Annotated in this window: 20 protein-coding genes; 11 read left to right on the top strand and 9 right to left on the bottom strand. The window is 64.2% G+C overall.

What is annotated here, in order from left to right; genetic code table 11:
• Positions 1–104: 104 nt before the first annotated feature.
• The 5 genes from AB4037_RS05295 to AB4037_RS05315 all read left to right on the top strand — a co-directional run bounded on the left by AB4037_RS05295 (position 105) and on the right by AB4037_RS05315 (position 5,672).
• Positions 105–1,649 carry an ABC transporter substrate-binding protein gene (locus AB4037_RS05295; protein WP_441770789.1) on the top strand — a complete coding sequence of 515 codons (1,545 nt, stop codon included), beginning with the start codon at positions 105–107 and terminating at the stop codon, positions 1,647–1,649.
• A 102-nt stretch (positions 1,650–1,751) separates the two neighbouring features.
• A complete protein-coding gene (locus AB4037_RS05300) occupies positions 1,752–2,768 on the top strand; it encodes an ABC transporter permease (protein WP_441770790.1) in 1,017 nt (338 codons plus the stop codon).
• Positions 2,768–3,661, top strand: coding sequence for a D,D-dipeptide ABC transporter permease (gene ddpC / locus AB4037_RS05305; RefSeq protein WP_434960849.1), 894 nt, complete (start codon positions 2,768–2,770; stop codon positions 3,659–3,661). The genes AB4037_RS05300 and ddpC overlap by 1 nt, the downstream gene beginning before the upstream one ends.
• Positions 3,661–4,671: an ABC transporter ATP-binding protein gene (locus AB4037_RS05310; RefSeq protein WP_434960850.1), complete on the top strand. Its 1,011-nt coding sequence runs from the start codon at positions 3,661–3,663 to the stop codon at positions 4,669–4,671. The genes ddpC and AB4037_RS05310 overlap by 1 nt, the downstream gene beginning before the upstream one ends.
• Positions 4,668–5,672: an oligopeptide/dipeptide ABC transporter ATP-binding protein gene (locus AB4037_RS05315; protein ID WP_441770791.1), complete on the top strand. Its 1,005-nt coding sequence runs from the start codon at positions 4,668–4,670 to the stop codon at positions 5,670–5,672. Before AB4037_RS05310 ends, AB4037_RS05315 begins: the two co-directional genes overlap by 4 nt.
• 120 nt (positions 5,673–5,792) lie before the next feature.
• Here the strand turns inward: AB4037_RS05315 and AB4037_RS05320 are convergent, their stop codons facing one another.
• Entirely contained in the window at positions 5,793–7,259 is a 1,467-nt protein-coding gene (locus AB4037_RS05320) for a M81 family metallopeptidase (RefSeq protein WP_441770792.1), read from the bottom strand.
• 119 nt (positions 7,260–7,378) lie between these two features.
• Positions 7,379–7,936 carry a sugar O-acetyltransferase gene (locus AB4037_RS05325; protein ID WP_441770793.1) on the bottom strand — a complete coding sequence of 186 codons (558 nt, stop codon included), beginning with the start codon at positions 7,934–7,936 and terminating at the stop codon, positions 7,379–7,381.
• 209 nt (positions 7,937–8,145) lie between these two features.
• Here AB4037_RS05325 and AB4037_RS05330 point away from each other — a divergent pair, with 209 nt between their 5' ends.
• The gene (locus AB4037_RS05330; RefSeq protein WP_441770794.1) at positions 8,146–9,300 is read left to right on the top strand and encodes an ROK family transcriptional regulator; all 1,155 of its coding nucleotides are present in this window, start codon (positions 8,146–8,148) and stop codon (positions 9,298–9,300) included.
• Here AB4037_RS05330 and AB4037_RS05335 read toward each other — a convergent pair.
• The 6 genes from AB4037_RS05335 to AB4037_RS05360 all read right to left on the bottom strand — a co-directional run bounded on the left by AB4037_RS05335 (position 9,233) and on the right by AB4037_RS05360 (position 17,922).
• Complete coding sequence (locus tag AB4037_RS05335; protein WP_434960855.1) at positions 9,233–10,456, bottom strand: ROK family transcriptional regulator; 1,224 nt, start codon at positions 10,454–10,456, stop codon at positions 9,233–9,235. The genes AB4037_RS05330 and AB4037_RS05335 overlap by 68 nt on opposite strands.
• A gap of 197 nt (positions 10,457–10,653) precedes the next feature.
• Positions 10,654–13,674 carry an alpha-mannosidase gene (locus AB4037_RS05340; RefSeq protein WP_441770795.1) on the bottom strand — a complete coding sequence of 1,007 codons (3,021 nt, stop codon included), beginning with the start codon at positions 13,672–13,674 and terminating at the stop codon, positions 10,654–10,656.
• A gap of 33 nt (positions 13,675–13,707) precedes the next feature.
• On the bottom strand, positions 13,708–14,550 hold the full coding sequence (locus tag AB4037_RS05345) for a carbohydrate ABC transporter permease (protein WP_441770796.1): 843 nt from the start codon (positions 14,548–14,550) through the stop codon (positions 13,708–13,710).
• Positions 14,547–15,488: a carbohydrate ABC transporter permease gene (locus tag AB4037_RS05350; RefSeq protein WP_434960858.1), complete on the bottom strand. Its 942-nt coding sequence runs from the start codon at positions 15,486–15,488 to the stop codon at positions 14,547–14,549. Before AB4037_RS05350 ends, AB4037_RS05345 begins: the two co-directional genes overlap by 4 nt.
• A 50-nt stretch (positions 15,489–15,538) precedes the next feature.
• A complete protein-coding gene (locus tag AB4037_RS05355) occupies positions 15,539–16,840 on the bottom strand; it encodes an extracellular solute-binding protein (RefSeq protein ID WP_434960859.1) in 1,302 nt (433 codons plus the stop codon).
• 224 nt (positions 16,841–17,064) lie between these two features.
• The gene (locus tag AB4037_RS05360; RefSeq protein WP_441770831.1) at positions 17,065–17,922 is read right to left on the bottom strand and encodes a DUF3313 domain-containing protein; all 858 of its coding nucleotides are present in this window, start codon (positions 17,920–17,922) and stop codon (positions 17,065–17,067) included.
• 201 nt (positions 17,923–18,123) lie between these two features.
• On the opposite strand from AB4037_RS05360, the gene AB4037_RS05365 reads away from it, so the two are divergent.
• Together AB4037_RS05365 and AB4037_RS05370 are read left to right on the top strand one after the other, a co-directional pair.
• Positions 18,124–18,702 (top strand): TetR/AcrR family transcriptional regulator, encoded by a 579-nt coding sequence (locus tag AB4037_RS05365; RefSeq protein WP_441770797.1) that lies wholly within the window; start codon positions 18,124–18,126, stop codon positions 18,700–18,702.
• A 185-nt stretch (positions 18,703–18,887) separates the two neighbouring features.
• The gene (locus tag AB4037_RS05370; protein WP_441770798.1) at positions 18,888–21,212 is read left to right on the top strand and encodes a Tex family protein; all 2,325 of its coding nucleotides are present in this window, start codon (positions 18,888–18,890) and stop codon (positions 21,210–21,212) included.
• A gap of 68 nt (positions 21,213–21,280) precedes the next feature.
• Here AB4037_RS05370 and AB4037_RS05375 read toward each other — a convergent pair whose 3' ends face one another.
• Positions 21,281–22,183: a LysR substrate-binding domain-containing protein gene (locus tag AB4037_RS05375; protein WP_434960863.1), complete on the bottom strand. Its 903-nt coding sequence runs from the start codon at positions 22,181–22,183 to the stop codon at positions 21,281–21,283.
• A gap of 185 nt (positions 22,184–22,368) precedes the next feature.
• Between AB4037_RS05375 and gcvT the strand changes: the two genes are divergently transcribed.
• The 3 genes from gcvT (at position 22,369) to gcvP (ending at position 26,879) form a co-directional block, all read left to right on the top strand.
• Positions 22,369–23,526 carry a glycine cleavage system aminomethyltransferase GcvT gene (gcvT, locus tag AB4037_RS05380; protein WP_441770799.1) on the top strand — a complete coding sequence of 386 codons (1,158 nt, stop codon included), beginning with the start codon at positions 22,369–22,371 and terminating at the stop codon, positions 23,524–23,526.
• Between the two features lie 10 nt (positions 23,527–23,536).
• Positions 23,537–23,899 (top strand): glycine cleavage system protein GcvH, encoded by a 363-nt coding sequence (gene gcvH / locus AB4037_RS05385; RefSeq protein ID WP_441770800.1) that lies wholly within the window; start codon positions 23,537–23,539, stop codon positions 23,897–23,899.
• 133 nt (positions 23,900–24,032) lie between these two features.
• The gene (gene gcvP, locus AB4037_RS05390) at positions 24,033–26,879 is read left to right on the top strand and encodes an aminomethyl-transferring glycine dehydrogenase (RefSeq protein ID WP_441770801.1); all 2,847 of its coding nucleotides are present in this window, start codon (positions 24,033–24,035) and stop codon (positions 26,877–26,879) included.
• Positions 26,880–26,927 lie beyond the last annotated feature (48 nt).

Consider the following 26,927-nt stretch of genomic DNA (forward strand, 5'->3'; position numbering starts at 1 on the left):
AGAAAAATTGATTGCGCTTCGGAAAAATCGCGGCATTCTTACGCGATGGATCACCAAGCCGGAAACCGGCACCGATCTCATCCATCCAATGCCGGAGAGGGCGCATGATCTCGACTCAACTCAAAACCATGGGGCTCGCCCTGCTGCTCGCCACCTGCCTCAGCCAAGGCGCCATGGCGGGAGCCAAGGATGTCTTGGTAGTGGCGCGATCCGAGGATGCACCCACCGCCGACCCCGGCGTCGAGATCGACAATAAGGGTTATACCTTCACCTACGCCGCCTATGAGCGGCTGGTCGCCTATAAGGGCAGCTCCACCGAGGTGATACCAGAGCTGGCCGGAAGCTGGACGGTTGATGATGCCAAGCTGGTGTGGACCTTCAAGCTGGCGCCCGGCCATCAATTCGACGATGGCTCGCTGGTCGATGCCGCCGCCGTCAAGTTCAGCTTCGACCGCCTGATGAAGCTGAAGGCCGGCCCTTCGGACGCCCTGCCCACGCTGAAGACCGTCGAGATCGTCGATCCCATGACAGTCCGCTTCGTCTTGTCAGCGCCCTTCTCGCCCTTCCTTTCGGCCCTCGCCACCTCAGGTGCAGCCATCGTCAATCCCAAGGTGATGGCGCATGAGAAGGACGGCGACATGGCCAAAGCCTGGCTCGCCGAGCACAGCGCCGGCAGCGGTGCCTTCCGCATTGCCAGCTGGGAGCGCAACCAGAGCACGGTGCTGGAGCGCAACAGCCATTATGCCGGCCCCGCGCCCGCCTTCAAGCAGGTGGTGGTGCGTATCGTCGGTGACATCTCGGCGCGCCGGCTGCAGCTTCTCAATGGCGATGCCGACATCATCGAGCAGGTTCCCGTCGAGCAGGCCGAAGCGCTCGGCAAGGAATCCTCCGTGGTCGTGGAGAGCAATCCGAGCCTCTACGTCACGTATATTTATCTGAACAACACCAAACCGCCGCTGAACGACCCACGCGTGCGCCAGGCGATTTCCTATGCCGTCGACTACAAGGGTATCGTCGAAGGCATCATGCTGGGCCAGGCCGAACAGATGCGCGGCGCCGTACCCGATGGCATGTGGGGCCATGACCCCTCGGGCTTCCAGTACAGCTACGATCCGGAAAAGGCCAAGGCCCTGCTGAAGGAAGCCGGGCAGTCGAATCTGCACTTCACCTATACCTTCTCCCAGGCCAACCCGATCTGGGAGCCGGTGGGTCTGGCGCTGCAGGCCAATCTCGCTGATGTCGGCATCAAGCTCGATCTGCAATCGCTGGCCGACACCACCAAGCGCGAAATGGTGGCCAACGGCAATTTCGAGCTGGCGGCCGGCGATTGGACCCCCGATTTCGCCGACCCCTACATGTTCATGAACTACTGGTTCGATCCAGACCGCAAGGGCGCCCCCGGCAATCGCGCCTTCTACGACAATCCCAAGGTCACGGCGCTGATCCGCGAGGCCGGCAGCATCGTCGACCAGCCCAAGCGCCAGCAGCTCTATTTGGAGGCTCAGAAGCTGTCGACACAGGACGCGCCCTATCTCTATCTCGTGCAGAAGAACGACATCTTCGCCCGCCGGGCTGCGGTGAAGGGCTATGTCTACAATCCCATGCTGATCCAGGTCTATAATTTCGCAGCCATGTCCAAGGCGGACTGACGATAGCCGGAGCCGGTGGTACGCGGTGCCATCGGCTCCGTTTGCGTTAGATCGCAGGATGGCTAAGCCTCACCAGGCACCCCAGCAAGGAGAGACAAGCCGATGACATTCGCGCGCATCATTGGCCAGCGCGGTCTGTTCCTGTTCCTGGTGGTGTTTGGCGTTGTCGTCATCACCTTCGTCATTTCCCATCTCATTCCCGGTGATCCGGCCCGGCTGATCGCCGGCGATCGGGCCAGTGCCGAGACGCTCGAAAATGTCCGCCGCGATCTCGGCCTCGATCGCCCGGTGATGGATCAGTTCGTGATCTATGTCGGCAAGCTCGTCCAAGGCGATCTCGGCACCTCGCTGCGAACCCGCCGGTCGGTCGCCGCCGATATCGCCACCTTCCTGCCGGCAACGCTGGAACTGGGTATCACAGCCCTGTTCCTGGCGGTGCTGATCGGCGTTCCCCTCGGCGTGGCATCGGCGGTGAAGAAGGACGGGCTGGTCGACCAGATTGCCAGGGTGGTCTCGGTCTGCGGCATTTCCATGCCGGTGTTCTGGTTCGGCCTGATCCTGATCCTGCTTTTCTACGCCAAGCTGCAGATCCTGCCGGGTGGCGGCCGTCTCGCCATGGAAATTCCGCCGCTGCGGCCGATGACCGGCTTCTTCCTGGTCGATTCCCTGCTCCAGGGACGCCTCGATGCTTTTGCAAGCGCCGTCCGCCACCTCATTTTGCCAAGCGTCGTGCTCGCTTTCGCCAATCTGGGCGTGATCACCCGCCAGATCCGCGCCTCGATGCTGGAAGTGCTGCAGGAGGACTATATCCGCACCGCCTGGGCGAGCGGGTTGCGCCGGCGGGCCGTCATTTTCAATCATGCCCTGCGCAATGCGCTGATCCCTTCCATCACCCTGCTCGGGCTCGCTCTCGGCGACCTGCTCTATGGCGCCGTGTTGACCGAGACGATCTTCGCCTGGCCGGGTATGGGCAGCTATGTCGTGACTTCGATCCAGACCCTCGATTTCCCCGCCATCATGGGTTTCACCGTGGTCGCCTCGATCGGCTATGTCCTGATCAACCTCATGATCGACCTGGCCTATATGGCCGCCGACCCGCAAATCAGGGAGATCGGCTGATGACCATGCAGGCGCCCGAAGCGACCAGTGCACGTTCTCCCTCGAAGCTGCGCGAACGCCTTGCCTATCTTGGCTATCTGTCGCGCCGGCAACCCCTGACCGTGATCGGCCTTGCCATCGTCCTCATGGTCCTGGTGATCATCGCCGCAGCACCCCTGCTCGCACCCTACAATCCCGACAAGGTCGCCCTGTCCCTGCGCCTGAAGCCGCCGAGCGCGGCCCATTGGTTCGGCACCGACGAAGTCGGGCGGGACCTGTTCTCCCGCGTCATCTATGGTGCGCGCGCCTCCTGCGGCGCCGCCTTTCTCATCGTGGCGATCTCGACCATCGCCGGCGCGCTGATCGGCTGCCTGTCGGGTATCCTCGGCGGCCGTCTTGACACCGTCATCATGCGGCTGATGGACGTCCTCTTGGCACTGCCCGCCCTCGTGCTCGCCATGGCTCTGGCGGCCGCACTCGGACCGAGCCTGGTCAACGCCATGCTCGCAGTCGCCATCGTGCGCATTCCCGCTTATGTCCGGCTGGCGCGCGGCCAGACCTTGTCGCTGCGCGAAAGGGTCTATGTGCGAGCAGCCCGCACTTACGGGGCCTCGCCCTTCTATATCCTACGCTGGCATGTGCTGCCCAACGCACTGTCGCCTCTGATCGTGCAGGCAACGCTCGATCTCGGCAACATCATCCTCATCGCCGCCGCCCTCAGTTTTCTCGGGCTCGGGGCGCAACCGCCGACCTCGGAATGGGGCGCGCTCGTCAGCAGCGGCCGCCGCTTCATCCTAGACCAGTGGTGGTACAGCACCTTTCCGGGCCTTGCGATCCTGGTGACGGCCATGGGCTGCAACCTGCTCGGCGATGGTATCCGCGACCTCCTCGATCCGAAAATGAGGTCGCGCTGATGGCCGCCGCAACTGCTCCCTCCGCGCTGCCGTTGTCGATCAGCGGCCTGTCGCTGGAATTTCCGACCTATGGCGGCGCCGTCAAGGCGCTCGACGACGTCTCGATCGAGGTCGGCCAGGCCGAGATCGTCGGCCTCGTCGGCGAGTCCGGCTGCGGCAAGTCCGTCACCACCATGGCGGCGACCCGCCTGCTCCCGCAAGGGGGCTATCGCGTTACTGCCGGCAGCATCCGCCTGTTCGGCCGCGATCCCTTTGCCATGGATGAGGCAACGCTGCAGGATGTGCGCGGCAAGCTGGTCTCGACCATCTTCCAGGAGCCGATGAACGCCCTCAACCCGACCATCCGCATAGGGCGGCAGCTCGTAGAGGTGATCCGCCGGCATGAGCAGGTCGGCCGGGACGAGGCCGAGCGAACCGCCCGGGCGATCCTGGCCGACATGCTCATCCCCGAGCCGGAACGGGTGATGCGGGCCTATCCCTTCGAGCTCTCCGGCGGCATGCGCCAGCGCGTCCTGATCGCCATGGCGTTTTCCTGCAATCCAGGCCTGATCATTGCCGACGAGCCGACCACGGCGCTCGACGTGACCGTGCAGGCGGTCATCCTGCGGCTCATCCAGAACCGCGCCCGCCGCACCGGCACCTCCGTCGTGTTCATCTCCCACAACATGGCGGTGGTGTCGCAGCTGTGCGATCGCCTCTACGTCATGTACGCCGGACGCATCGTCGAGGCAGGCCCGACCCGCGCCGTGCTGGAGGAGCCGCAGCATCCCTATACCCAGGCTCTGCTGCGCTGCCTGCCGGAGCGCGTCGCGCCCAAGGCCGAGCTGGAAGCCATTCCCGGCACGGTGCCCAATCTGTTCGATCCGCCCGAAGGCTGCTTCTACCGTCCCCGCTGTCCCGAGGCCACCGCCCGATGCCTGACCAAGCCGCAGTCGACCTCCCCGGCCCCGCAACGTCTCGTCGCCTGCTGGCAGCGCCAGGCCATTCGCCACCAGGGGAGCGCCTCGTGACGGAGGCGCCCCTGCTCGCCGTCGAGGACTTGCGTGTCCGTTTTCCTCTGCCGCGCGGCTGGTTCGAGCGTGAGAGACCTTATGTCCATGCCGTCAACGGCGTCGACCTCGTCGTGCGACCGGGCGAAAGCTTCGGCATTGTCGGTGAATCCGGCTGCGGCAAGAGCACCCTGGTCCAGGCGATCATCGGCCTTGTCGGCCACGGCTCTGGACGCGTGCTGATCGGCGGCGCCGAATTGCGCCTGGCGCAGGGCCAGGCGCAGCGCGACATCCGCCAGCGCATGCAGATCGTCTTTCAGGATCCGCAATCCTCGCTTGATCCGCGCATGCCGGTATGGCGCTTGATCACCGAACCGCTGCATGTGCGCGGCGGCATGACCAGGGCGGCCCTCAGGGCGCGCGCCGCCGAACTCGCGGCGGCGGTGGGCCTGAGACCAGAGCTTCTCGACCGCCTGCCACACGCCTTCTCCGGCGGCCAGCGCCAGCGCATCGCCGTAGCCCGGGCGATCAGCACCGATCCGGACCTGCTGATCCTCGACGAGCCGACCTCGGCGCTCGACGTCTCCGTGCAGGCGCAGATCATCAATCTGCTGCTCAAGCTGCAGCGCGAGCGCAATCTCGCCTATCTCCTGATCTCCCACGACGTCTCGCTAGTGCGTCATTTCTGCGATCGCGTCGCAGTGATGTATCTCGGCCAGATCGTCGAATCCGGCCCGGCGCAGGCGGTGCTGGAGCAGCCCGCCCATCCCTATACCCGCACGTTGCTGGCAACGGTGCCGAGCCTCGAGCACCCATTGCCCCAGCTTGCGGCAAACCGGGTCGGCGAACTGCCCAACAACCGGGTGCTGCCCGCCGGCTGCTTCTATCGTGAACGCTGCCAATCCGCCGCCGCAGGCTGCGACAGGCCCCAGGCACTGACGGTCTATGACGAGGCCATTGCCGCCATGGAGGGGCGCCGGGTGCGCTGCCACAGGGCTGCAGGGTTGAAGGCGACAATCTAGGGTATCCCGCAGACGGTCAGGGAGTCTTCGATAAAAAATACATTAGATAATTCTACTAAATTATTGAAAAAACGAATAATTATATATTCGTAGTGGCTACTGCATCGGGGCGCTGTTCCGTCAGGTGCCAGCCTCGGCAAAGGGGTCGTCCACCTTGGGCCAATAAGGCCGCGCGAGCTTGGTGTAGGGTATGCGCTCGAACCGCGGCTGCAGAGCCCCCGGTGTCGCAACATATAGGATCTCGCGAGCAATCGGCTCGAAACCCGCGCGGAAGTGGTTGATCGATTTGACCAGCACGAGCTTGCGCGTGGCCGGATCGAGACCGAGCGCGGTCATGCATTCGGGATGGAAGGCCTGGCTGCGCACGCTGTTGAGCACGAGATCGATCCCGTCGGCGCTGACCCAGGCCGCATCGCCGATCGCAATCGGCACCTGGCCGAAACGCTGTGTGATGCCGGAAGCGACGCGCCGGACCGTGACGGTCAGATCGATCGGATCGCCGGAAGCAACGCCGATCTTGCCGCCGATCCTGAGCGGCAGCGTGGCTCCCTCGCCCGCCTCCCGGCAAAGCCTCACGGCGATCGGATCCCAATAAAGGCAGCTCGCGACATTGCGAATGCCGCGCTCGATGACACGACGGAGCAGGAAGGTGGAGTCGCCCGGCGCGCCGCCGCCGGCATTGTCGGAGACGTCGGCCAGCACGACGGGACCGCCCTCGATGGCGCAGGCCCGATCGAGCGCCTCGTCCATGTCGAGATAATCCGGCTGCAGTCTGTGGCGCTGTGCGAAGATCTCCTGGCCGAAGTGGGCAGCCACCGCCCGTGCCTGCCTCCCGTCACCATCGGCTACCACCAGCATCTTGGCGCCGACATCGGCGACATCGCCCCAGGGAAAGCCATGTCCGAAGGAGACGGACAGGATGCCGTCACGCCCCTGCTGTGCCTTCATGCGGTCGACGAGGTCGCGCAAGGGCTGCTCATGGACGCGGAAGGTGCCGATCATCCGGCAATCGAACAGCGCCATCACGGGACGGGTCTCGCCGGCAAGCACCTGGGCCATAAGCCTGAACAAATGGTCGGCTCGTTCCTCGATATCAGTGTGGGGATATTCGAGATAGGTCGCCAGCAAAGTGGCCTGATCAAGCATGCGTTCGGTGAGGTGGCAATGCAGGTCGAGTTCGGCGCCCACCGCTACGTCAGGTCCCACCAGCGCGCGAACATGACCGAGAAGATCGCCCTCGACATCGTCATAGCCCTCGGCCACGCAGGCCCCATGCAAAGCGAGCAGGACGGCATCGACCGGCATGGCGGTGGCGAGATCGCGCAGGATCTCATCGCGGAAGGTCTCATAGACCGAGCGCGTGGTGACACCGCCGGGCTCGGCCACGGCGCACAGGCTCTCGGCCACATGCCATCCCCGCACCTCGGCTCGGGCTCGCCAGACGGCAAGCTGCGCCGAGCAGCAATTCAGCGGCCTCGAAGTGGCATCGCCATGGGCGATCAGATTCTCGGCATAGGATTCATAGCCCGTGTGCATCGGCGAAAACGTGTTGGTCTCGGTATCGAGACCGGCGATGAACAGCTTCAACGCGCCCTCCTCTTCTTGGAAAGTTATTTTTCCTAAAAGAAAATAGCTTTACTATCGGAAAGTCAACCGACATCAAGGCCAGGCGCATTGCCTGGAACGGGTTTCTCGCGGAAGCGCCCTCAGTCGCCAATCGAACGAATGATCCTGGCTGGGTTGCCTGCGACGAGCATATTTGGGGGCACGTCCCTGGTGACCACGGAACCCGCCGCAACAACCGAGTTTTCGCCGATCGTCACCCCACCGATGATCGTCACGCCGGCTGCGATCCAGACATTCCTGTCAATCGCAACGGGCTTTGCGATGACGGAGGTGCGCCGTTGCGAAGGCTCGACGGGGTGGCTGGATGTGAGGATACTTACATTCGGGCCAATCATCACGTCATCGGCAATATCCAGCCCGCCAAGGTCGTAGAATGTACAGTTCTGATTGACGAAAACGTTGCACCCCACGCGGATGTCCGTCCCACCGGTGGTGTAGAATGGCGGGATCAACATAAAGCTGTCGTCCACCTTCCGGCCGATGAGTTCGCTGAACAGCGCCCTGACCTCATCCGCATCGTTGAACGTCAAGCGGTTGAGGGCGGCAGTGATCGCCATCGCCCGCTTGACACTTGCCAGCATGGCCGCTGATTCTGGTGTTCTTCTGGGAATTATCTTGGCGTGACCATTATTCGCCATTCTTCATTTCCTCTGGTGCAGTCGAACGAGTATTCGGCGCATGACGGCGGTACCGAGATTCGGCGACTATAGCCACATGGCCCTTGCGGGTGATTTACGCGGTCGCACGCACAGGATTTCGCACTTTCGCGCAGGCGAGCCCTGCCCTGGCGGGCACCAATGGGCTATCGTCGGTGGAGTCCCGTCTCGAGCTTTCTGACGAAGAAGCCATGCCGATCGATCGCAGCCCCCCGCTTCCCGTGCGTTTTCCCGAAAGGCGCGACCAGACTTCGGGCCTCAATCTGGTACAGGCCGCCGATCACAATCTGCGCGTCACCTTGGAGGCCTTGCGGCGCGGCGGTGCGATGACGCGGCTCGAACTCGCCCATGTCACCGGCCTCACCGTGCCGGGCATCGCCAATATCCTTCGCCGCCTGACCGGCGAAGGCCTGATCGAGACCAATAGTTCGGCGCGTTCGAACCGCTTCGCCATTCGCCAGGGCAGCGCCGTGTCGATCGGTGTTGACCTCGCCGGCGAGCGGGCGAGGCTGATCGCCACCGATCTTGCCGGCACGCTCCTCTTTGCCGAGGAAGCGCCGGGCTCGGTGCGCGAACCGGCCGAGGCCTCCACCTGGATCCGGCGGGCGATCTCCCGGCTCTCGACGGCGGCGCCGGGCGGCCGTCTGTTCGGCATCGGAGTGACGGCAGGCGAACATGCCGAGGCTATCCGTGCCGCGCTTTCTCCCTACCGGGCCATCGTCGAACGCGATACGGTCGCCGCAGCGATCAGCGAGAGGCAATCCGGGATTGCAACGGCCGATGATAGTTTCGTCTTCGTCCTGCTCGGCGCCACCGTTCGCGCCGGCATGATCATCGGCGGCACCGTCTTCGACGGTGCGGAGCACAAGGCTGGCTTGGTTGGACTGATGCGCACCGGCCGCGACGGGCGCTATCTCGACGAGGTGGCGGCGACCAGCCGCCTGCCCAGCCATGATCTGTCGGACCCTGCCGTGCAGCAATGGCTCGACGATGCCGCCGAGCATCTGACCGACATGATCATCGCCATGGCGGCCTTCATCGGACCGCGCCTGATCGTGGTGGGCGGCCGCCTGCCGACGCCGCTTCTGGAAGCGCTTGCCGCACGCCTGCAGGTGCTGCGCCGGAGCCGGATGATCGACCCGACACACCCGTTCTGGTTGCCGGAAATCCGCTGCAGTACGCTGTCCGAGCAGGGCGTGGCTCAAGGGATGGCGGCGATCCCTTTCCTCGACATCCTGCTGCCGGACATGCGCCGGACCGTCCTTGTCCGCCAGAACGTTAGCGAAGATCGCGGGCACGCAAGGGCGAACGCGTCCGCTGTGCCGGATCGGCCGCCTCCAGCCTGAGGGCGTGGGCGAGCGGCATGGTTGCCGCCCCCAGCGCCGCCGCATCTTCCGAACCACCGGCACGATAGACCGGTGGCATCGGCCTTGGATCGCGCGCAAGCTCCTCGTGAACGAAGAGCAGCAGCTTGTCCATCAAGGTCACCGGCAGGCGACCGCCGATCAGCACCGCATCGGGATTGATCAGGAGGCCGATATCGATGGCTGCCTCGGCCAGATGCCGGGCGGCCATGCGCAGCCAGATCACCACCAGATCCCGACCGCGTTCGTCGAGGGCCAGCAATTGCTGCGGCTGCGCGACGGCGATGCCGTGCCTGGCGAGAAAATCGTAGAGCTGCAGCAGCGAGACGAGCTGGCCGAGCGGCTGGACGCCGTCGCCTTCCCGCCCCCCCGCCGGCGACAGCGGCAGCCAGCCGATTTCCCCGCTGATGCCGCTCGAGCCGTGATAGCAGGCACCATCGAGCACGATGCCTCCGCCGAGCCCCGCGCCGATGAAGATGTAGAAGAAGCTGCGAATCTCCACGCCGAGCCCGTAGGTGAGCTCCCCGATCGCCGCAGCCGTTGCATCATTGTCGATGAAAACGGGCTGTTCCGTGAAGGCGGCAAAGCGGGCGCGGATATCCGTCTCTTCCCAGACGGAATAGGCCTCCGGCATGCCGATGAAGGGGATCTCGCCGAGGAGGTCGGGAATGGCGAGGCCGATGCCAACCAGCCGGTTCTCGTCGATGGCATGGCGGCGGCGGAAGGTCTTCAGGGCTTCCTTCACCTCGGCGAAGAAGGCGTCAGGTAGAAGATAGCGTATCTCCCGATGGAGCCGGTCGCGTACCGTGCCAAGCGCATCGACGGCGACGATGGTGAGGTGATCGCGCCCGAGGCCGATACCCACCGAAAAACAGCCTTCCGGATTGATTTCGAGCTCGATCGCCGGCTGCCCACGCATGCCGTAGCGCCGGCGCGCCTCGATGATCAGCCCGTCGTCGAGCATCTTTTCGGTGATGCGGGCGACGGCCTGCTTGCTGAGGCCGGAGCGCCGCGCGAGCTCGGTGCGCGAGATCGGCTGGCTCCAGCGAATGGTGCGCAGGATGACAGCCTGATTGTGGCTCGCGGCATGGCCGGAATTGGAGCCGGCGAGTTCGCCCGGCAGGAGGGAAGACTTCATATCCGGACCGATCAAGCCGCACGGTATCCCATCTTGTCAACCATGGCGCTCGGTGTGGGCATTCTCCTGGCAGCGCGGGGTCCCCGCCCGCTCTCGGAGAGGAGGTGCTCAATGAGAGGGAAAAGCGGATCGTCCGACTCTCACTTGAGTGTCGTAGGGACGTCCGCGCTCCCAGGAAGCCACTCTGCGGTAGCCATTCAGCCTTTCTTCAGCACCCAGCTGCGCACCTCGAAAGGCTTGAGATCCGGGCCGTCGGCACGTGATACCGACTCTTCGAGGATATCGACGGCATCGCCGAGCCGCCAGCCCGTGGCTGGTTTGACGGCTAAGGCACCGCGGGCGCCGGCGGGCTCATAGACGCGCAGGATGAGCCCCCCACCCTCCTCGGCCTGCTTGAGACCGCCTAGCCCGGCCGCGATGCCCTCGACGGCGAGCGGCTGATGTGATCCGGGCTGGAGGCCGGTGGCGGCGAGCGCCAGCACCGGCTGGTTCAGATCGAGCGCCTCCTCGCGCACGTCGCCCTCATGCCAGCTGCCCTGATGCGGCAGGAGCGCATAAAGGAAGCTCTGCTCGCCCTCGTCGGCCAGCGGATCGGGATAGATGGGTGCGCGCACCAGGCTCAGCCCGAGCACATTGCCCTTGACGCTGTGGCCATATTTGGCGTCGTTCAGGATGGCGACGCCGAAACCCGGCTCTGACAGATCGGCAAAGCGATGGGCCGGCACCTCATATTGGGCGCTCTCCCAGGAGGTGTTGTCGCGGGTCGAGCGCCTGACGACACCGAAAGCGCATTCGAAGGTGGCGAAGTCCGAACGCACCGCCACCGGCGTCAGGGTTCTGAGCAGCACGCGGCGGTCATGCCAGTCGAGATCGGTCCTGATCTCCAGGCGCGGCGAGTTCGCCCATAGCCGCAGGGTCTGGGTGATGGTGGAATCGCGGAAGCGCCTCACGATCCTGACGGCGACGCGATGCGGACCGGTCTCGACGACGTCGATCGCCTCCACCGCAGTCAGCTCCTGGCCATTGGCGGTGTAGTCGTCGTCGATGTCCCAGGCATCCCAATTGCGCGGCTTGTCCATGGCATAGGCCCAGAGCTGGTTGCCACGGCCGGCCAGCGCCTCGCGCCCGGCGCGCTTGTCGTAGAGGCTGGCGAGCGTGCCGTCGCCATTGAGGGCAACCCGCACGAAGCGGTTTTCGAGGCCGGTCTTCGAGACAGTGAGGCCATCTGACGGGTGTAGCCCGCCGCGGTCGAGAACAACAATGCCGAGCGGGGGCACCGTCCCTTCCGGTGCAAGGGGAACACCACCGATTTCGCAGCGGATGGGTCGCGCATGGAGATCAGGGTTGACCACCACCAGCACGTCCGTCGACCCGCTCTTTGGTAGCTGCGCCGCCACTGCCGCGAGCCCGGCCTCCTGCGCTTCACGGCCGGTCGCCAGCGCCTCGCCGAGTTCGCGCTCAGCATCCTCGTAGATCTCGCGAATGCCCGAGCCCGGCAGGATGTCGTGGAATTCGTTCTTGAGCACCTTGCGCCAGGCCGGCTCAAGGCTCTCGGGCAGAGGGCCGCCGAGCAACGCCGCCAATGAAGCGACGGTCTCTGCCGTGATCAGCGCCCGTTCAGCATGGCGATGCAGCTTTTTGGTGTGGCTTTGCGTGGTCAGCGTGGCACGGTGCAGTTCGAGATAGATCTCGCCAGACCAGACCGGGATTTTCTCCGCCGGCACTTCATCGTGTATACGAGCGTAGAAATCCTCGACCCGAACCGGCCTGAGCGCCGGGATCGCCGGGAAATCGACGAGCTGGGCCTGGCGTTCCAGCATTTCGGGCGTGGTGCCACCACCGCCATCGCCATAACCGACGGCGAGCAGGCTTTCATCATGGATGTCCTTGCGGCGGAAATTCTTCCAGGTCGGAATGATGGCCGCCGGCTCAGTCGAACCATTATAGCCGTGCAGTGGATTGTCGAAGGTGTGGGCAATCACCTGGCTGCCGTCGAGGCCTTCCCAGAAGAAGAGGTCGTGCGGGAAGCGGTTGGTTTCCGACCAGTTCACCTTGATGGTGAAGAAGGAATCCATGCCGCCCTGCCTGAGCAGTTGCGGCAGAGCCGGCGAGAAGCCGAAGCAATCCGGCAGCCAGCAGACGCGATGGCGCACGCCGAATTGGCGCAGGAAATAGCGCTGGCCATACAGGATCTGGCGCACGAAGCTCTCGCCGGTCGGCATGTTGGTATCGGGTTCGACCCACATGCCGCCAATGGTCTCCCATTGGCCCTTCTTCACGGCGGCGACGATATCGGCAAACAGTGCCGGATCGTCCTCCTCGATTTGGGCATAATAGGCGGCCGTTGACTGGTTGAAGATGAAGCTCGGGAACTGCTCCATCAAGCGTAGCGCGGTGTGGAAAGTGCGCCGGGCCTTGCGCCGGGTCTCGTCATAGGGCCAGAGCCAGGCGAGATCGATATGGGCATGGCCGGTGATGCCGAGCTTGCCCTGCTGAGGAAAGCGGGCCTTGAGCGCGCGCAATTCGGCCACCAGTCTGTCATGGGCCGCCGCCACGCTGGCGCGGTGGTCCTGCCGCAGCCCGTCAGGGTTCGGTTTCAGTGCCGGCAATTGCCAGATCGAGCGCTGCTGGGTGTAGTCGCCCATGCGTGCCACATAGTCCGAGGTCGCCGAGGGCCAGTCGAGCGCAGCATAAGTGCGCTCCGCTGCGCCGACGAGATGGGGCACGACCTCGTGGTCGCCCAGCAGGTGCGCCACCTCGGCCACCTGCTTGAGCAGCAGGCGCAGGCGATGCACGGATGGTTCGAGGCGCACGAGGCGTGCCGCAACCAGCCGAGGCTCGGCCACCGGCTCGCCGAAGGGCAGCCGGGCGACGCTGTCCGTCTCGATCGAGAAATGCCGGCCGGGCACCGGATATTCCTGATGATAGGGATCGTGGCCGTAGCGCTTCTGTCCCGCCTCGCTCTTCAGCGTGATCAGGCTCTCGCCGCCGAGATCGAGGATCAGGCGAGTCTCCTCCAGCGGCCAGGACTGGGGCACCTCGGCCTTGGCCATGAAATGCACGACACCGTCGCGCCTGGGCCAGTCGGCACCGAGAGCGATCGGTTCGCCATTGAAAGTCCAGCCTTTGATGGCAACCTTTTCGTGCTCTCGCCAGAAACCGAGCTCGAGCACGCGGACATTCAGGCGATCGATCCGCTGCTGGATCGTGAGTGACATCTTAAACTCCTAGATAAAACAATATGTTACGATCTAACCTTTAACTGCTCCGGCAGTTAGCGCTCCTACCACCATGCGCTGCAGCGCCACGAAGGCGATGATGGCCGGCACCACCGCCACCAGGCAGGCAGCCGCCAGTACCTGGGTGGTGGAGGCATTGGACGTGCCAGCGAAATTGAAGATCGCCACCGAAATCGGCAGCTGCGGATCCTTGTTGAGCAGCAGAAAGGGGATCAGGAACTGCGACCAGTTGAGGATCATGATCAGGATGAAGGCCGAGGCGATGCCCGGCGTGATCAGCGGCAAAGTGATGCGCCAGAAGATGCCGAAGTGGCTGCAGCCATCGATGGCGGCCGCCTCCTCCAATTCGCGCGGAATGGCGTCGATGGCGCTCTTGAGCAGCCAGGTGCACATGGGAATGCCCACGGCGATATAGACCATGATCACGCCGAAATGGCTGTTGAGCAGGCCAAGATCGCTCATATAGCGATAGAGCGGCACCAGGATCACCAGCGGCGAGACCATCTGAAAGGCGAGGATCGCCATCATCAGGGCCGAGCGGCCGGCGAACCAGAAGCGCGAAAAGGCATAGGCGGCGGGTGCAGCCACCGCGAGGCAGCCGAGCCCCCCGAGCGCCGAGAGCTTCAGACCGTTCCACAGATAGACCAGGAAGGTGGGATCGCTCAGCACCTGCGCGAAATTGGCGAGCGTCGGGCGCTTGGGGATGAAGCGGGCAGCCCCGAGGAAGACCTCCTGGCGCGAGCGCAGCGCCAGCGACAGCAGCCATAGAAGCGGCGTCAGGAAGAAGGCGGCGATCAACACGGCCAGTATATAGGTGGCGACATCGCCCCATTTCTCGCGGCGCTCGCCCTTCATGTCCGATCCTCCCAACGCGGCAGGAAGGCGGCATAGAACAGGGCCAGTGCCAGGCTGATCGCCAGCATCAGCACCGAGAGCATACTGCCGCCGGCGAGGTCGTAATTGCGGAAGACGGTGTTGTAGGTGAAGAGCGAGAGCACTTCCGTCGCCCGGCCCGGCCCGCCGCCGGTGAGCGAGATGATGGCGTCAAAGGTGTTGAGCGTTTGGATGGTGATCAGGATCGAGTTGACCAGGATGGCACTGCGCATCATCGGCAGGGTGACGAAGCGGAATTTCTGCCAGCCATTGGCGCCGTCGACATTGGCCGCCTCATAGAGCGTAGGGTCGATGCCCTTGAGCGCGGCATAGAACACGATCATCGAGAAGGCCGTGCCACGCCAGACATTGGAGATGATGGCCGAGATCATGGCGTTGGTGGGATCGGACAGCCACGCCACCGGGGCGATGTGCATCAGGCGCAGTACGCTGTTGATCGCACCGAACGGCGCTTCGGAGAACAGCATCTGCCAGATCAAGCCGTTGGCGATACCGGGAATGACCCAGGCGATCAGCACGATGGTGCGGATCACCGTCATGCCGGGAAGGCGGCGGCGCTCGCCACGCACCACCACCAGGGCGATGCCGAAGCCGACCGCCTGCTGGCCGATCACGCTAGCCGCGCAGAAGATGAAGGTGGTGAGGAGGATATCGCCGAGCGCGGCATTACCGAGCATGGCGTAGAGGGTGTCGAGCGTGTAGCGCTCCTCGGAACTGAGCAGCGTCGCATTGGTCAGGGACAGGCGGAAGACGTCGATAATCGGGTAGAGATAGAAGGCGGCGAGCAGCAAGACGGCTGGCGCCAGCCAGGAGAAGGCATTGGTGTCGATCCGCCCTGCAAGGCCGAGCCCTCGCTGGCGGCGCGGCACGGCGGCGATGGCGGCCCTGGTCGTCGACATGACGTCCCTCTCCTGTCTGGCATCAGTCCGCGGATTCGGTTGCCCCTCCCCTATTTCTGCCGGGTATAGGCCGCCTGCACGGCGGCATTGGCGGCATCGAGGGCCGTTTCCGGCGTCTTGGTGCCGGCCAGCACTTCGCCCATCATCACCTGGATCTGGTTGGAGATTTCCGCATAGATCGGCACGCCCGGCCGGGCCTGGCCGTGGGCGAGCGCCGCCGCAAAGGTCTTGTTCGCCTCGGTCTTGAAGACGTCGAACTTGTCATATTGCGCCTTGGAGGTTGGCAATTGCTGCTGGAGGGCATTGCCCAGGCCCGAATAGACCTCCTTGGCGATCGCCGCGCACATGGCAACCTTCTCGGGATCGTTGGCGAAGGCTCCGACCGTCCAGCCGCCGGTACCGGTGGCGTTCTGGCCGGCGGTCGGTCCCGGGATCTCCGAGAAGGTCCATTGCTCGAAGGCTTCCGGTTCGAGAATGGTCTTGAGCTGGCCATATTGCCAGTTGCCGCCGATGAACAGAGCGGTTGTCCCGGCGGCGGCCGCGGCGTTCAACTCGTCATAATTCATGATGGTGGTGACGCGCTTGGGCGCGGCGCCGGAATCAACAAGTTCCTTGAAATATTTGACGGCCTTCAGGAATTTCTCGCGGTTCTCACCCTCTGCGAAGACGGGCTTGCCGGTGTCGTCGACGAGTTTGCCACCCTGGCTCCAGAAATTGGCGAGCCAGTCGAAGGTCGTGGCCTCCCAACGCCCGGCATTGAAGAGCAGACCCTCCATACCCTTCTCCTTGGAGGCGAGAGCCGCTGCCTTCAACTCGTCCCAGGACTTGGGGGCATCCGGCACGACGTCTTTCTTGCGGTAGAGCACGCGCAGATCGGTATCCCACCACCAGGCATAGATCTTGCCGTCCTTGCCGGTGATGCCCTGGCGCACGAAGGGGAAGAGATCATTGACCTCGTCCTTCGTAAAATAGGCATCTAGCGGCTTGAGCACGCCGGCGCCGATGAACAGGGCCAGCACGAAGGAATCCACCGCGGCGCAATCGGGTCCTCGCCCGGCCTTGGCCTGTTCGAGCATGCGGGCCTGTTCCTGGCCGATATTGTCGGACATGCGTTCGAGCTCGATCTTCCAGCCGGGATGGCGCTGGATGAAGTCGCCGAACAGCTTCTTGTAGCCCTCCGCCCAGACCGGGTCGGTGCTGTCAGGCCCGTCTCCCGTCAGCCGGAAGGTCAGTGATTTCGGAGCATCGGCCGGCCCGATCCGGCTCTTGGTGACGAGGTCTTCGGCCTGTGACGAGGCGGTTGCGAAGGCAACGGCCGAGGCGAGCAGCGCGGTAACCAGACGCTTGCGCATCTTGTTTCTCCCTGGGGTGTTTCCTCGATCGGGCGGATCGGTTCCGCCTCGTGATGGGCGCAGTGACGCCACGCGAATAAATCACATCGATTTTATTGAGGCAAGCCTCTTGGGTACCGAGAGAAAATACGGGAGGCAGCGACGCAGGCGCTATTCCCGGACAGCGCCCCGCGATGGCCGGCCGAGGCGAGGCCATGGCATCCACGATACAAGCAAGCACCGATCTAACGCTGGGGGGCGGCTTGCGGGCGCTTGTCGGTCCATTCCGGCGGCGCCCCGAATTTTTCGGCGACGACGCCCAGAAGACCTGGCGCCCGGCCGAAACTGTCGCAGGTCGCATATTTCGGCTTGCCGCCCAGCCAGGATCGTATCCGCTGTCCGGATGGCAGCCTGATATCCAACGTGCGCGGCTCCTTTCCGGTAACGAGCATGCGGGAGAACTCGCTCCCGAACATCGTCGCCAAGCCATAGGCGTCACCGACTTCGGACATGCGCGGTTTGTTCGAGATCGAGTTGGCGCCGCGGGCCCAGAGCATCGCGGCGCGCTGGTTGCCCTTGCTGTCGACGGCTTCCGCCTCGACCGCCAGACCACCCAGGCCGAAAGGAAGCCTGGGAACGCTGACCGGCAGGGCAAAGCCGCTGCCCAATGTCACGGCAGTCGCGAGCACCGCCACCGCCCTGTTGGTCGGTACGATGTCGGTGACCACAGTCCGAACCATCAGGTCGGCAGGCGCGCCCGGTCTAACGATCTGAAACTTGTCGCTCAGGGCGACGCAGATCTCGCGATCAAGCGCATTGGCAACCATCGCCCGATCGCTCAGCGTTTTCACCCGCGCGGAGGCCGACTGAGTCAGCGTGGTCGGCACGATACCGACAGTCTTCACGGAAGCCAAAGCACTGGCATCGACGTAATTTCTCGACTTTGACAGCAGTCCTTTTGGTTCGCTGAGCTTGTCATAGCTCGTCAACGTGCCTGCAGACTTGAGAGGAACCGAAGCACATCCGGTGGACAGTAAAGGCAGAATCAAACAGGCCGTCGTTACCCGAACTTGTATCAGGACATCCCGCAGACAGGCCGTCATAGCAGCGTGGGGATCGGTTGCCTTTTCGCTCACCCTACCGAATGTCACAAGGCCCGTGCGGATTCGAAACACGGCCAGCCGCCGTGAAAGAGGAAAACTTGTCACGCCCAGCTCCAAATATAGGATACACTGGCGCATCTAGTTATAGCATTATGGTGGAAATAAGATGCGAAAATGCATCTTATTTAGATAAGGAATTTCATGCAGCAGCGACGTCGGGGAGCGGATCTCGAACAGGCGATTCTGGAAGCAGCGTGGTCCGAACTGGTCGAACGCGGCTATGCCGGGCTGACGATGGAGGCCGTGGCCGAAAGGGCCGGTACCAGCCGCCCGGTGCTCGGGCGTCGTTGGGACGGCAAGGCGCCCCTCGTCGTCGCGGCCATTCGGCAGCAAATGGCGAAAAACCCGATTGACGTGCCGGATCGAGGCAATCTGCGCACGGAGCTACTGGAATTCCTGGACCGGGCCTCGGAACGCACCTCCGCGATCGTCGCTACTTTCTCGCTGCTCTCGAGCGCCTATTTCACCGAAACCACCTCCACGCCAAAAGACCTGCGCGCTTCGCTCATCAAGGGGGGGCATGGGCAAATGCTTCCGACGATCCTCGAGCGTGCCGTGACGCGCGGCGAGGTTGATCGGGAAAAACTCGCCCCGCCCGTCGATTCCCTGCTGAGCGATCTTTTCGGGGGGCATATCCTCATGACCTTTTCGGCGCCGCCGCCCGCCTTGTGGAAAGCTTGGGTCGACAGCGTGTTTCTCCCGCTCGTTCGAGCCAAGTAGAGTCGTCGTGCCATGAGGTCAGGACCGAGTGGTCATGCCGCCTAAAGGGGGCCGGGGTGGAATTGAGGCCCCTCCAACAGCAAGCGAAAGACAGGTTGTGGAGAAGCAAGGGCCTGTGGCCAGAGGCATGGCGATCCCGCCCAGCCTTGCCTATGGTGCGCGACTCATTGTCGAGCGAGGAGCGCATGAACGGCAAGCAACACGCCACCGGAGCCGGCCTGCGCCTGGCCACGATCATTGCAGCCGAGATCGGCGCCAGGCCGCAGCAGGTCACTGCCGCCGTCGCTTTGCTCGACGAAGGCGCCACCGTCCCCTTCGTCGCCCGCTACCGCAAGGAAGTGACCGGCGGGCTCGATGACACGCAGTTGCGCGATCTTGCCGAACGCCTCGCTTATCTGCGCGAGCTCGAGGCCCGGCGCGAGACCATTCTTTCCTCCATCCGCGAGCAGGGCAAACTCGACGACGAACTCGCAGCCAAGATCGCCGCAGCCGCCACCAAGGCGGAGCTGGAAGACATCTATCTGCCCTACAAGCCCAAGCGGCGCACCAAGGCCGAGATCGCCCGCGAGCGCGGGCTCGGCCCGCTCGCCGAGGCCGTTCTCGCCGACAGGGCGGCGGTGCCCGCGGAGCTGGCGGCTGCCTATCTCGGCGACGAGGTCCCTGACACCAAGGCGGCCCTGGAGGGCGCGCGCGACATCCTGGTCGAGCGCTTCAGCGAGAACGCCGAGCTGGTCGGCCGGCTGCGCGCCTATATGAAGGAACATGCCTTCCTGCGCGCCCGCGTCATCGACGGCAAGCAGGCGGCCGGCGCTAAATTCTCCGATTATTTCGACCATGTCGAGAAATGGTCGGGCGTGCCCAGCCATCGCGCGCTCGCCATGCTGCGCGGCCGCAACGAGGAGGTGCTGTCGCTCGACATCGAGGTCGACGCCGACAATGCCTCCGCGGTCAAGCCGGTGGAGCGCATGATCGCCCAGGCCTATGCGATCGCGGGCAGCCTTCCCGGCGACCGCTGGCTGATGGAGGTTGTGGGCTGGGCCTGGCGCGTCAAGCTCTCCCTGCATCTCTATGTCGACCTGATGGGCGATTTGCGCGAACGGGCCGAGGAAGAGGCGATCCGGGTCTTCGCCCGCAATCTCAAGGACCTGCTCCTCGCGGCCCCCGCCGGCTCGCGCGCCACCATGGGCCTCGATCCCGGCATCCGGACGGGCGTGAAGGTCGCGGTGGTCGACGGCACCGGCAAGGTCCTGGCCACCACCACCGTCTATCCCTTCCCGCCTAAGAACGATTTGCGCGGCACCCAGACGGAGCTCGCGGCCCTCGTCCGCCGTCACGGTATCGAATTGATCGCCATCGGCAACGGTACCGGCAGTCGCGAGACGGAAAGGCTGGTGATCGACATGCTCGCTACCCTGCCCCCGCCCAAGCCGCTCAAGGTCATCGTCAGCGAGGCGGGCGCTTCGGTCTATTCGGCGTCGGCAACGGCCGCTGCCGAGTTTCCGGATCTCGACGTGTCGCTGCGCGGCGCGGTCTCGATCGCGCGACGGCTCCAGGATCCCCTCGCGGAACTGGTCAAGATCGAACCTAAATCGATCGGCGTCGGGCAATATCAGCACGATGTTGACCAATATCGCCTGGCGCGCTCGCTGGATGGCGTGGTGGAAGATGCGGTGAACGCGGTCGGCGTCGATCTCAACACCGCCTCGGCCTCGCTGCTCGCTCGCGTCTCCGGCCTTGGCGCCTCACTTGCCGAGGGCATCGTGGTGCATCGCAATGCCAACGGTCCCTTCGCCAGCCGCAAGGACCTGCTCAAAGTCTCCCGCCTCGGCCCGCGCGCCTTCGAGCAATGCGCCGGCTTCCTGCGCATTCCCAATGGCAGCGAGCCGCTGGATGCCTCGGCCGTGCATCCCGAAGCCTACGGCGTCGCCAAGAAGATCGTCGCCGCCTGCGGGCGCGACGTGCGCACGCTGATGGGCGACAGTGCCGCCCTCAGAAAGCTCGATCCGCAAGCTTTCGTGGATGAACGCTTCGGCCTGCCGACCGTGCGCGACATCATCGCCGAGCTGGACAAGCCCGGCCGCGACCCCCGTCCCGAATTCAAGACCGCGACCTTCGCCGACGGCATCGACGACATCAAGGACCTCCGGCCCGGCATGCTTTTGGAAGGCACGGTCACCAACGTCGCCGCCTTCGGCGCCTTCGTCGACATCGGCGTGCATCAGGACGGCCTGGTGCATGTCTCGCAACTGGCCGATCGTTTCGTCAAGGACGCGCACGAGGTGGTGAAGGCCGGCGACGTCGTGAAAGTGCGCGTGGTCGAAGTCGACATTCCCCGCAAGCGCATTGCCCTGTCGATGCGGCGGGACGGCAATGCCAACTCCGACAAGCCGGCCAGGCGCGACGACAAGGCCAGGCCGAATCCGCCTCGTCCCAGCCAGGGCCGTCCCGACAAGCCATCCTCGCAAGGGGCTTTCGGGGCGGCCTTGGCCGAGGCGTTGAAGAAGCGTTGAAGTGTCTTCCTACCGTCTTTCCTGTCCCCAGACGTATTCCGGGGAAGGTATTCGTATCGGAAGCGGTTCTATTCCGACAGGGGCAAGGGCCGCGGCCGGCCGCCCCGCCCGAGTTCGGTATCGGCGAAGCTTTCGGCAATATAGTCTTCGAGGCGAATGATCGCCTCGCTCGAATTGCCGGCAAGCCGGTGCAGCCTGAGTTCGAGATGGCCGAGCGGCGGGAAATCGTCGCGCTCACCGAGCATGCGCACGCCCGACGGCGCCGCACTCTCCGCCATCACCGTCACGCCCAACCCCGCCCGCACGGCGGCGGAAATGCCGTCATAGCTCGAGCTGAGATAGGCGATCCGGCAGGGCCTGCCGAGCCCGTTCAGTGTCTCCAGGATGCGGTGCCTGTAGATGCAGGGCGGCGGTGCCACCACCAGGGGCAAAGGGCTCTGGGTGTGGCGCTCATGGTCGGCGCTCGTCATCCACACCAGCGGCTCGGTGAAGATCTGGCGTCCCTCCGTCAGGTTCGGCTCGTCGTGCAAAGCAATCACGAGATCGAGATCGCCATCGGCCTGGCGGCTGAGCAGGTTCTTGCTCAGGTCACTCGTTACTTCCAGCATCACATTCGGATGGGACTGGGCGAACTTGCCCAGGAAGTCCGGTAGCAGCGAAGCCGTATATTCATGGGGGGCACCCAGCCGGATGCGCCCGGCAACCTTGGGCTGGCGCATGCTGGCAAGCGCCTCGTCGTTCAAGGCCAGGATGCGCCGGGCGAACTGGGCGAGCAACGTTCCTTCCTGGGTGAGTTGCAGCTTGTGCGCATCCCTTTGAAAGAGCTGTGCCGCCACGATTTCCTCGAGCCGGCGAACCTGGAGGCTCACCGCCGACTGGCTGCGGCCGACCAATGCACCGGCGCGCGTGAAGCTGCCTGAATCGATGGCCTTCACGAAGGTACGCAGGAGTTCTGTAGGAATATTCTGCATGGCGTTATCATGAGAAATTTCAATCCTAGCATTTGAACTATGAATTTCTGCAATGTCAAACGATCTGGCATATCCGAGCTGTCCGAAGACGTTGGCGCAGTCGACGGTCCTGGGATGCCATGCCTGCGCATGGGTCGATATTCTCGATATTTGGCCTGAGAAGAACCACCACCGAGGACATGCCCATGGACGACAAGATTGAACCTGGCAGGAATGAACTTGGAAAGACGCCGCTGACCGCGCTCAATGCCGCGCTCGGCGGCAGAATGGTGGAGTTTGCGGGCTATGACATGCCCGTGCAGTTTCCCGAGGGCGTGGCGAAGGAACACCTCCACACCCGCGCCCTGGTAGGGCTGTTCGATGTCGGCCATATGGGCCAGGTCGTGCTGCGTGCGAAATCCGGCAAATACGAGGATGCGGCGCTCGCGCTGGAGCGGCTGGTCCCGGTCGATGTGCTCGGGCTGAAGCCGGGTCGCCAGCGTTACGGGCTCTTTACCGATGCGGGGGGCGGTATCCTCGATGATCTGATGTTCGCCAATCGCGGCGACCATCTCTTCCTGGTGGTCAATGCGGCCTGTAAGCAGCAGGACATTGCCCATCTGCGTGCTCATCTGTCTAAAGACTGCGAGATCGAGGAACTGACGGATCGTGGGCTCATTGCCTTGCAAGGCCCGTCCGCGGAGGCAGCGCTGGCCAAGCTTGCTCCAGAAGTCGCCGCTATGGCCTTCATGGATGTAAGAGAGCTCTCCATCCTCGGCGCCTCCTGCCTGGTTTCCCGTTCGGGCTATTCGGGCGAGGATGGCTACGAAATCTCGGTGCCATCGGCCCATGCGGAAGAACTGGCCAAGGCCCTGCTTGCCGATCCCGACGTGCATCCCATCGGACTCGGCGCGCGCGACAGCCTTCGGCTCGAAGCCGGGCTCTGCCTGTATGGCAACGACATCGATACCTCGACGACACCGGTCGCGGCGGCGCTCGAATGGGCCGTGCAGAAGGTGCGGCGCCCCGGTGGCGCCCGCGCGGGCGGCTTCCCGGGGGCGGAGGTGATCTTGCCCGAATTCGAGCGTGGTGCGCTGCGCCGGCGCGTCGGGCTCGCCGCCGAAGGCCGCGCGCCGATCCGGGACGGAGCGGAGCTGTTCGCCGACGAGACGGCGGCAGCGCCGATCGGCCGCGTCACGTCCGGCGGTTTCGGTCCCACCCTCGGCGCTCCCGTCGCGATGGGCTATGTTCCCACTGCCAGCGCCGAGCCCGGCACCCGGCTGTTCGCCGAGGTTCGCGGCAAGCGCCTGCCGGTCGTCGTCGCCACCCTTCCCTTCATCACCCCGCGCTACAAGCGCAGCTGAGAGGCCCACCATGACGAAATTCACCGAAGACCATGAATGGCTCGAGATCGCCGACGGCGTCGCCACGGTCGGCATCACCGGTCATGCCGCCGAGCAACTCGGCGACCTCGTCTTCGTCGAGCTGCCCGGGGTCGGCAAGCACTTGTCGAAGGGGGACGTTGCGGCAACGGTCGAGTCCGTCAAGGCCGCCTCGGACGTCTATTGCCCGCTCGATGGCGAGATCGTCGAGGTGAACGAGGCCATCGTCAACGACCCCTCTCTCGTCAATTCCGATCCGCAGGCCGGTGGTTGGTTCTTCCGTCTCAAGCTGGCCAATGCCGATGATGCGACTGGCCTGATGGACGAGGCCACCTATAAAGCTCACATCGGCTAAAGCGTTTTGTGATGTGACGGAAACATCAAGAATCGCAAAGGCGCTCGAGCCAATTCTTTGAATTGGCTTGGAAACAAGGAGTTGGAGCAAACAAGCGTTCGGTCTCGAACGCGCTTTGCTCTGAGAGGGTACGATGTCTCATACCGAAACCACCTACGATCCCTATGATTTCGCCAACAGGCGCCATATCGGCCCCTCTCCGGCTGAAATGACCGAGATGCTGAAGGCGGTCGGCGCTGACAGCCTCGACGCGCTCATCGATGCCATCGTGCCGGCGGGCATCCGTCAGAAGGCGCCGCTCGCCTGGGGGCCGGCTCTGTCCGAGCACGGTGTGCTCAACCGCCTGCGCGAGGTCGCCGACAAGAACCGCGTGATGATCTCGCTGATCGGCCAGGGCTATTACGGCACCGTCACGCCGCCGGCGATCCAGCGCAACATCTTCGAGAACCCGGCCTGGTACACCGCCTACACGCCCTATCAGCCCGAAATCAGCCAGGGGCGCCTCGAGGCCCTGCTGAACTTCCAGACCATGATCTCTGATCTGACCGCCCTCGACGTCGCTAACGCCTCGCTGCTCGACGAAGGCACGGCCGCAGCCGAGGCGATGGCCCTGTGTCGGCGCTCCGCCAAGTCGAAAGCCAACGCCTTCTTTGTCGATCACCATTGCCATCCCCAGACCATCGCGGTGATCGAGACCCGCGCCGCCGCGCTGGGCTGGAAGGTCGTGGTCGGCGATCCCTTCGCCGATCTCGATCCGGCAAGCGTGTTCGGCGCGCTGTTCCAATATCCCGGCACCTACGGCCATGTGCATGACTTCAGCGGCGTAATCGAGGCGCTGCACCGCGCCGAGGCCTTGGCCTGCGTCGCCGCCGATCCGCTCGCCTTGACCATCCTCAAGGCGCCGGGCGAGATGGGCGCCGACATCGCCGTCGGTTCGACCCAGCGCTTCGGTGTGCCGATGGGCTATGGCGGCCCGCATGCCGCCTATATGGCGGTGCGCGACGCGCTCAAGCGCAGCATGCCCGGCCGCATCGTCGGCGTTTCCATCGATGCGCGCGGCAACCGCGCCTATCGCCTGTCGCTGCAGACCCGCGAACAGCATATTCGCCGCGAAAAGGCGACTTCGAACGTCTGCACCGCCCAGGCGTTGCTGGCGGTGATGGCCTCGATGTATGCGGTGTTTCACGGCCCGACCGGGCTCAGGGCGATCGCCGAGCGCGTCCATCGCAAGACGGTACGCCTGGTCAAGGGCCTGGAGAGCCAGGGCTACAAGGTCGAACCATCGACCTTCTTCGACACGGTGACGGTCGAGGTCGGCGCGGTCCAGGGCGCCATCCTGAAGGCGGCCGAGGCCGAAGGCATCAATCTGCGCCGGGTTGGCACCAGCAAGATCGGCATCGCCTATGACGAGCGCACCCGCCGCGGCCATACCGAAGCCATCTGGCGCGCCTTCGGTATCGACCGCAAGGATGACGACCTCACCCATGAATATCGGCTTCCCGAGACCCTGGAACGGACGTCAGCCTATCTGACCCATCCGATCTTCCATTTGAACCGCGCCGAAGCGGAAATGACACGTTATATGCGCCGTCTGGCCGATCGCGATCTCGCACTCGACCGCTCGATGATCCCGCTCGGCTCCTGCACCATGAAGCTGAACGCCACCGCCGAGATGACGGCGCTGAGCTGGCCTGAGTTTGCCGACGTCCATCCCTTCGCACCCGATGGCCAGACCCGGGGCTATGCCGAGGCGATCGCCGATCTCGAGGTCAAGCTCTGCCAGATCACCGGTTATGACGCCTTCTCGATGCAGCCCAATTCCGGCGCGCAGGGCGAATATGCCGGCCTTCTGACCATCCAGGCCTATCATCAGGCGCGCGGCGACCATCATCGCGACGTCTGCCTGATCCCGACTTCGGCTCATGGCACCAATCCCGCCTCGGCGCAGATGTGCGGCATGAAGGTGGTGGTGGTCGGCGCATCGGCGAATGGCGACATCGACCTTGCCGATTTCCGTGCCAAGGCGGAGGCCCATTCGGCCAATCTCGCCGCCTGCATGATCACCTATCCCTCCACCCATGGCGTGTTCGAGGAGACTGTGCGCGAGATCTGCGAGATCACCCACGCCCATGGCGGCCAGGTCTATCTCGACGGCGCCAACATGAACGCCATGGTCGGCCTCGCCCGTCCCGGCGACATCGGCTCCGACGTCAGCCATCTCAACCTGCACAAGACCTTCGCCATTCCGCATGGCGGCGGCGGTCCAGGCATGGGGCCGATCGGCGTCAAGGCCCATCTGGCGCCTTACCTGCCGACCCTGCCGCAGACCGGCGAGAAGGGCGCGGTATCCTCGGCGCCTTATGGCTCGGCCTCGATCCTGCTCATTTCCTGGGCCTATTGCCTGCTGATGGGCGGCGAGGGCCTGACCCAGGCGACCAAGGTGGCGATCCTCAACGCCAACTACATCGCCAGCCGCCTCTCGGCCTCCTATCCGATCCTTTATTCGGCCAAGGGCCGGGTGGCGCATGAGTGCATCCTCGACACCCGCGTGCTGAAGGATCGCGCCGGCGTCAGCGTCGACGATATCGCCAAGCGGCTGATCGACTGCGGTTTCCATGCTCCGACCATGAGCTGGCCGGTGGCGGGCACGCTGATGGTGGAACCGACGGAAAGCGAACCCAAGGCCGAGCTCGACCGCTTCATCGCGGCGATGCTCGGCATCGCGGCGGAGGCCGAGGCGATCGTGGCGGGTAAACTCGATCCGGAGGACAACCCGCTCAAGCATGCGCCGCACACCGTCGAGGATCTGGTGGGCGAATGGAACCGGTCCTATAGCCGCGAAATTGCCTGCTATCCGGCCGGCGCCTTCCGGGTCGACAAATATTGGTCGCCGGTCAATCGCGTCGACAATGTCTATGGTGACCGCAACCTGATCTGCTCCTGCCCGCCACTCGAAAGCTATGTCGAAGCGGCCGAGTAAAGGTTGATAGCCACGCGCCCGGCAGGCGGTCCTCCAGGGCCGCCTGCC

The organism is Labrys sp. KB_33_2 (genome assembly GCF_052114505.1).
Lineage (GTDB): Bacteria > Pseudomonadota > Alphaproteobacteria > Rhizobiales > Labraceae > Labrys.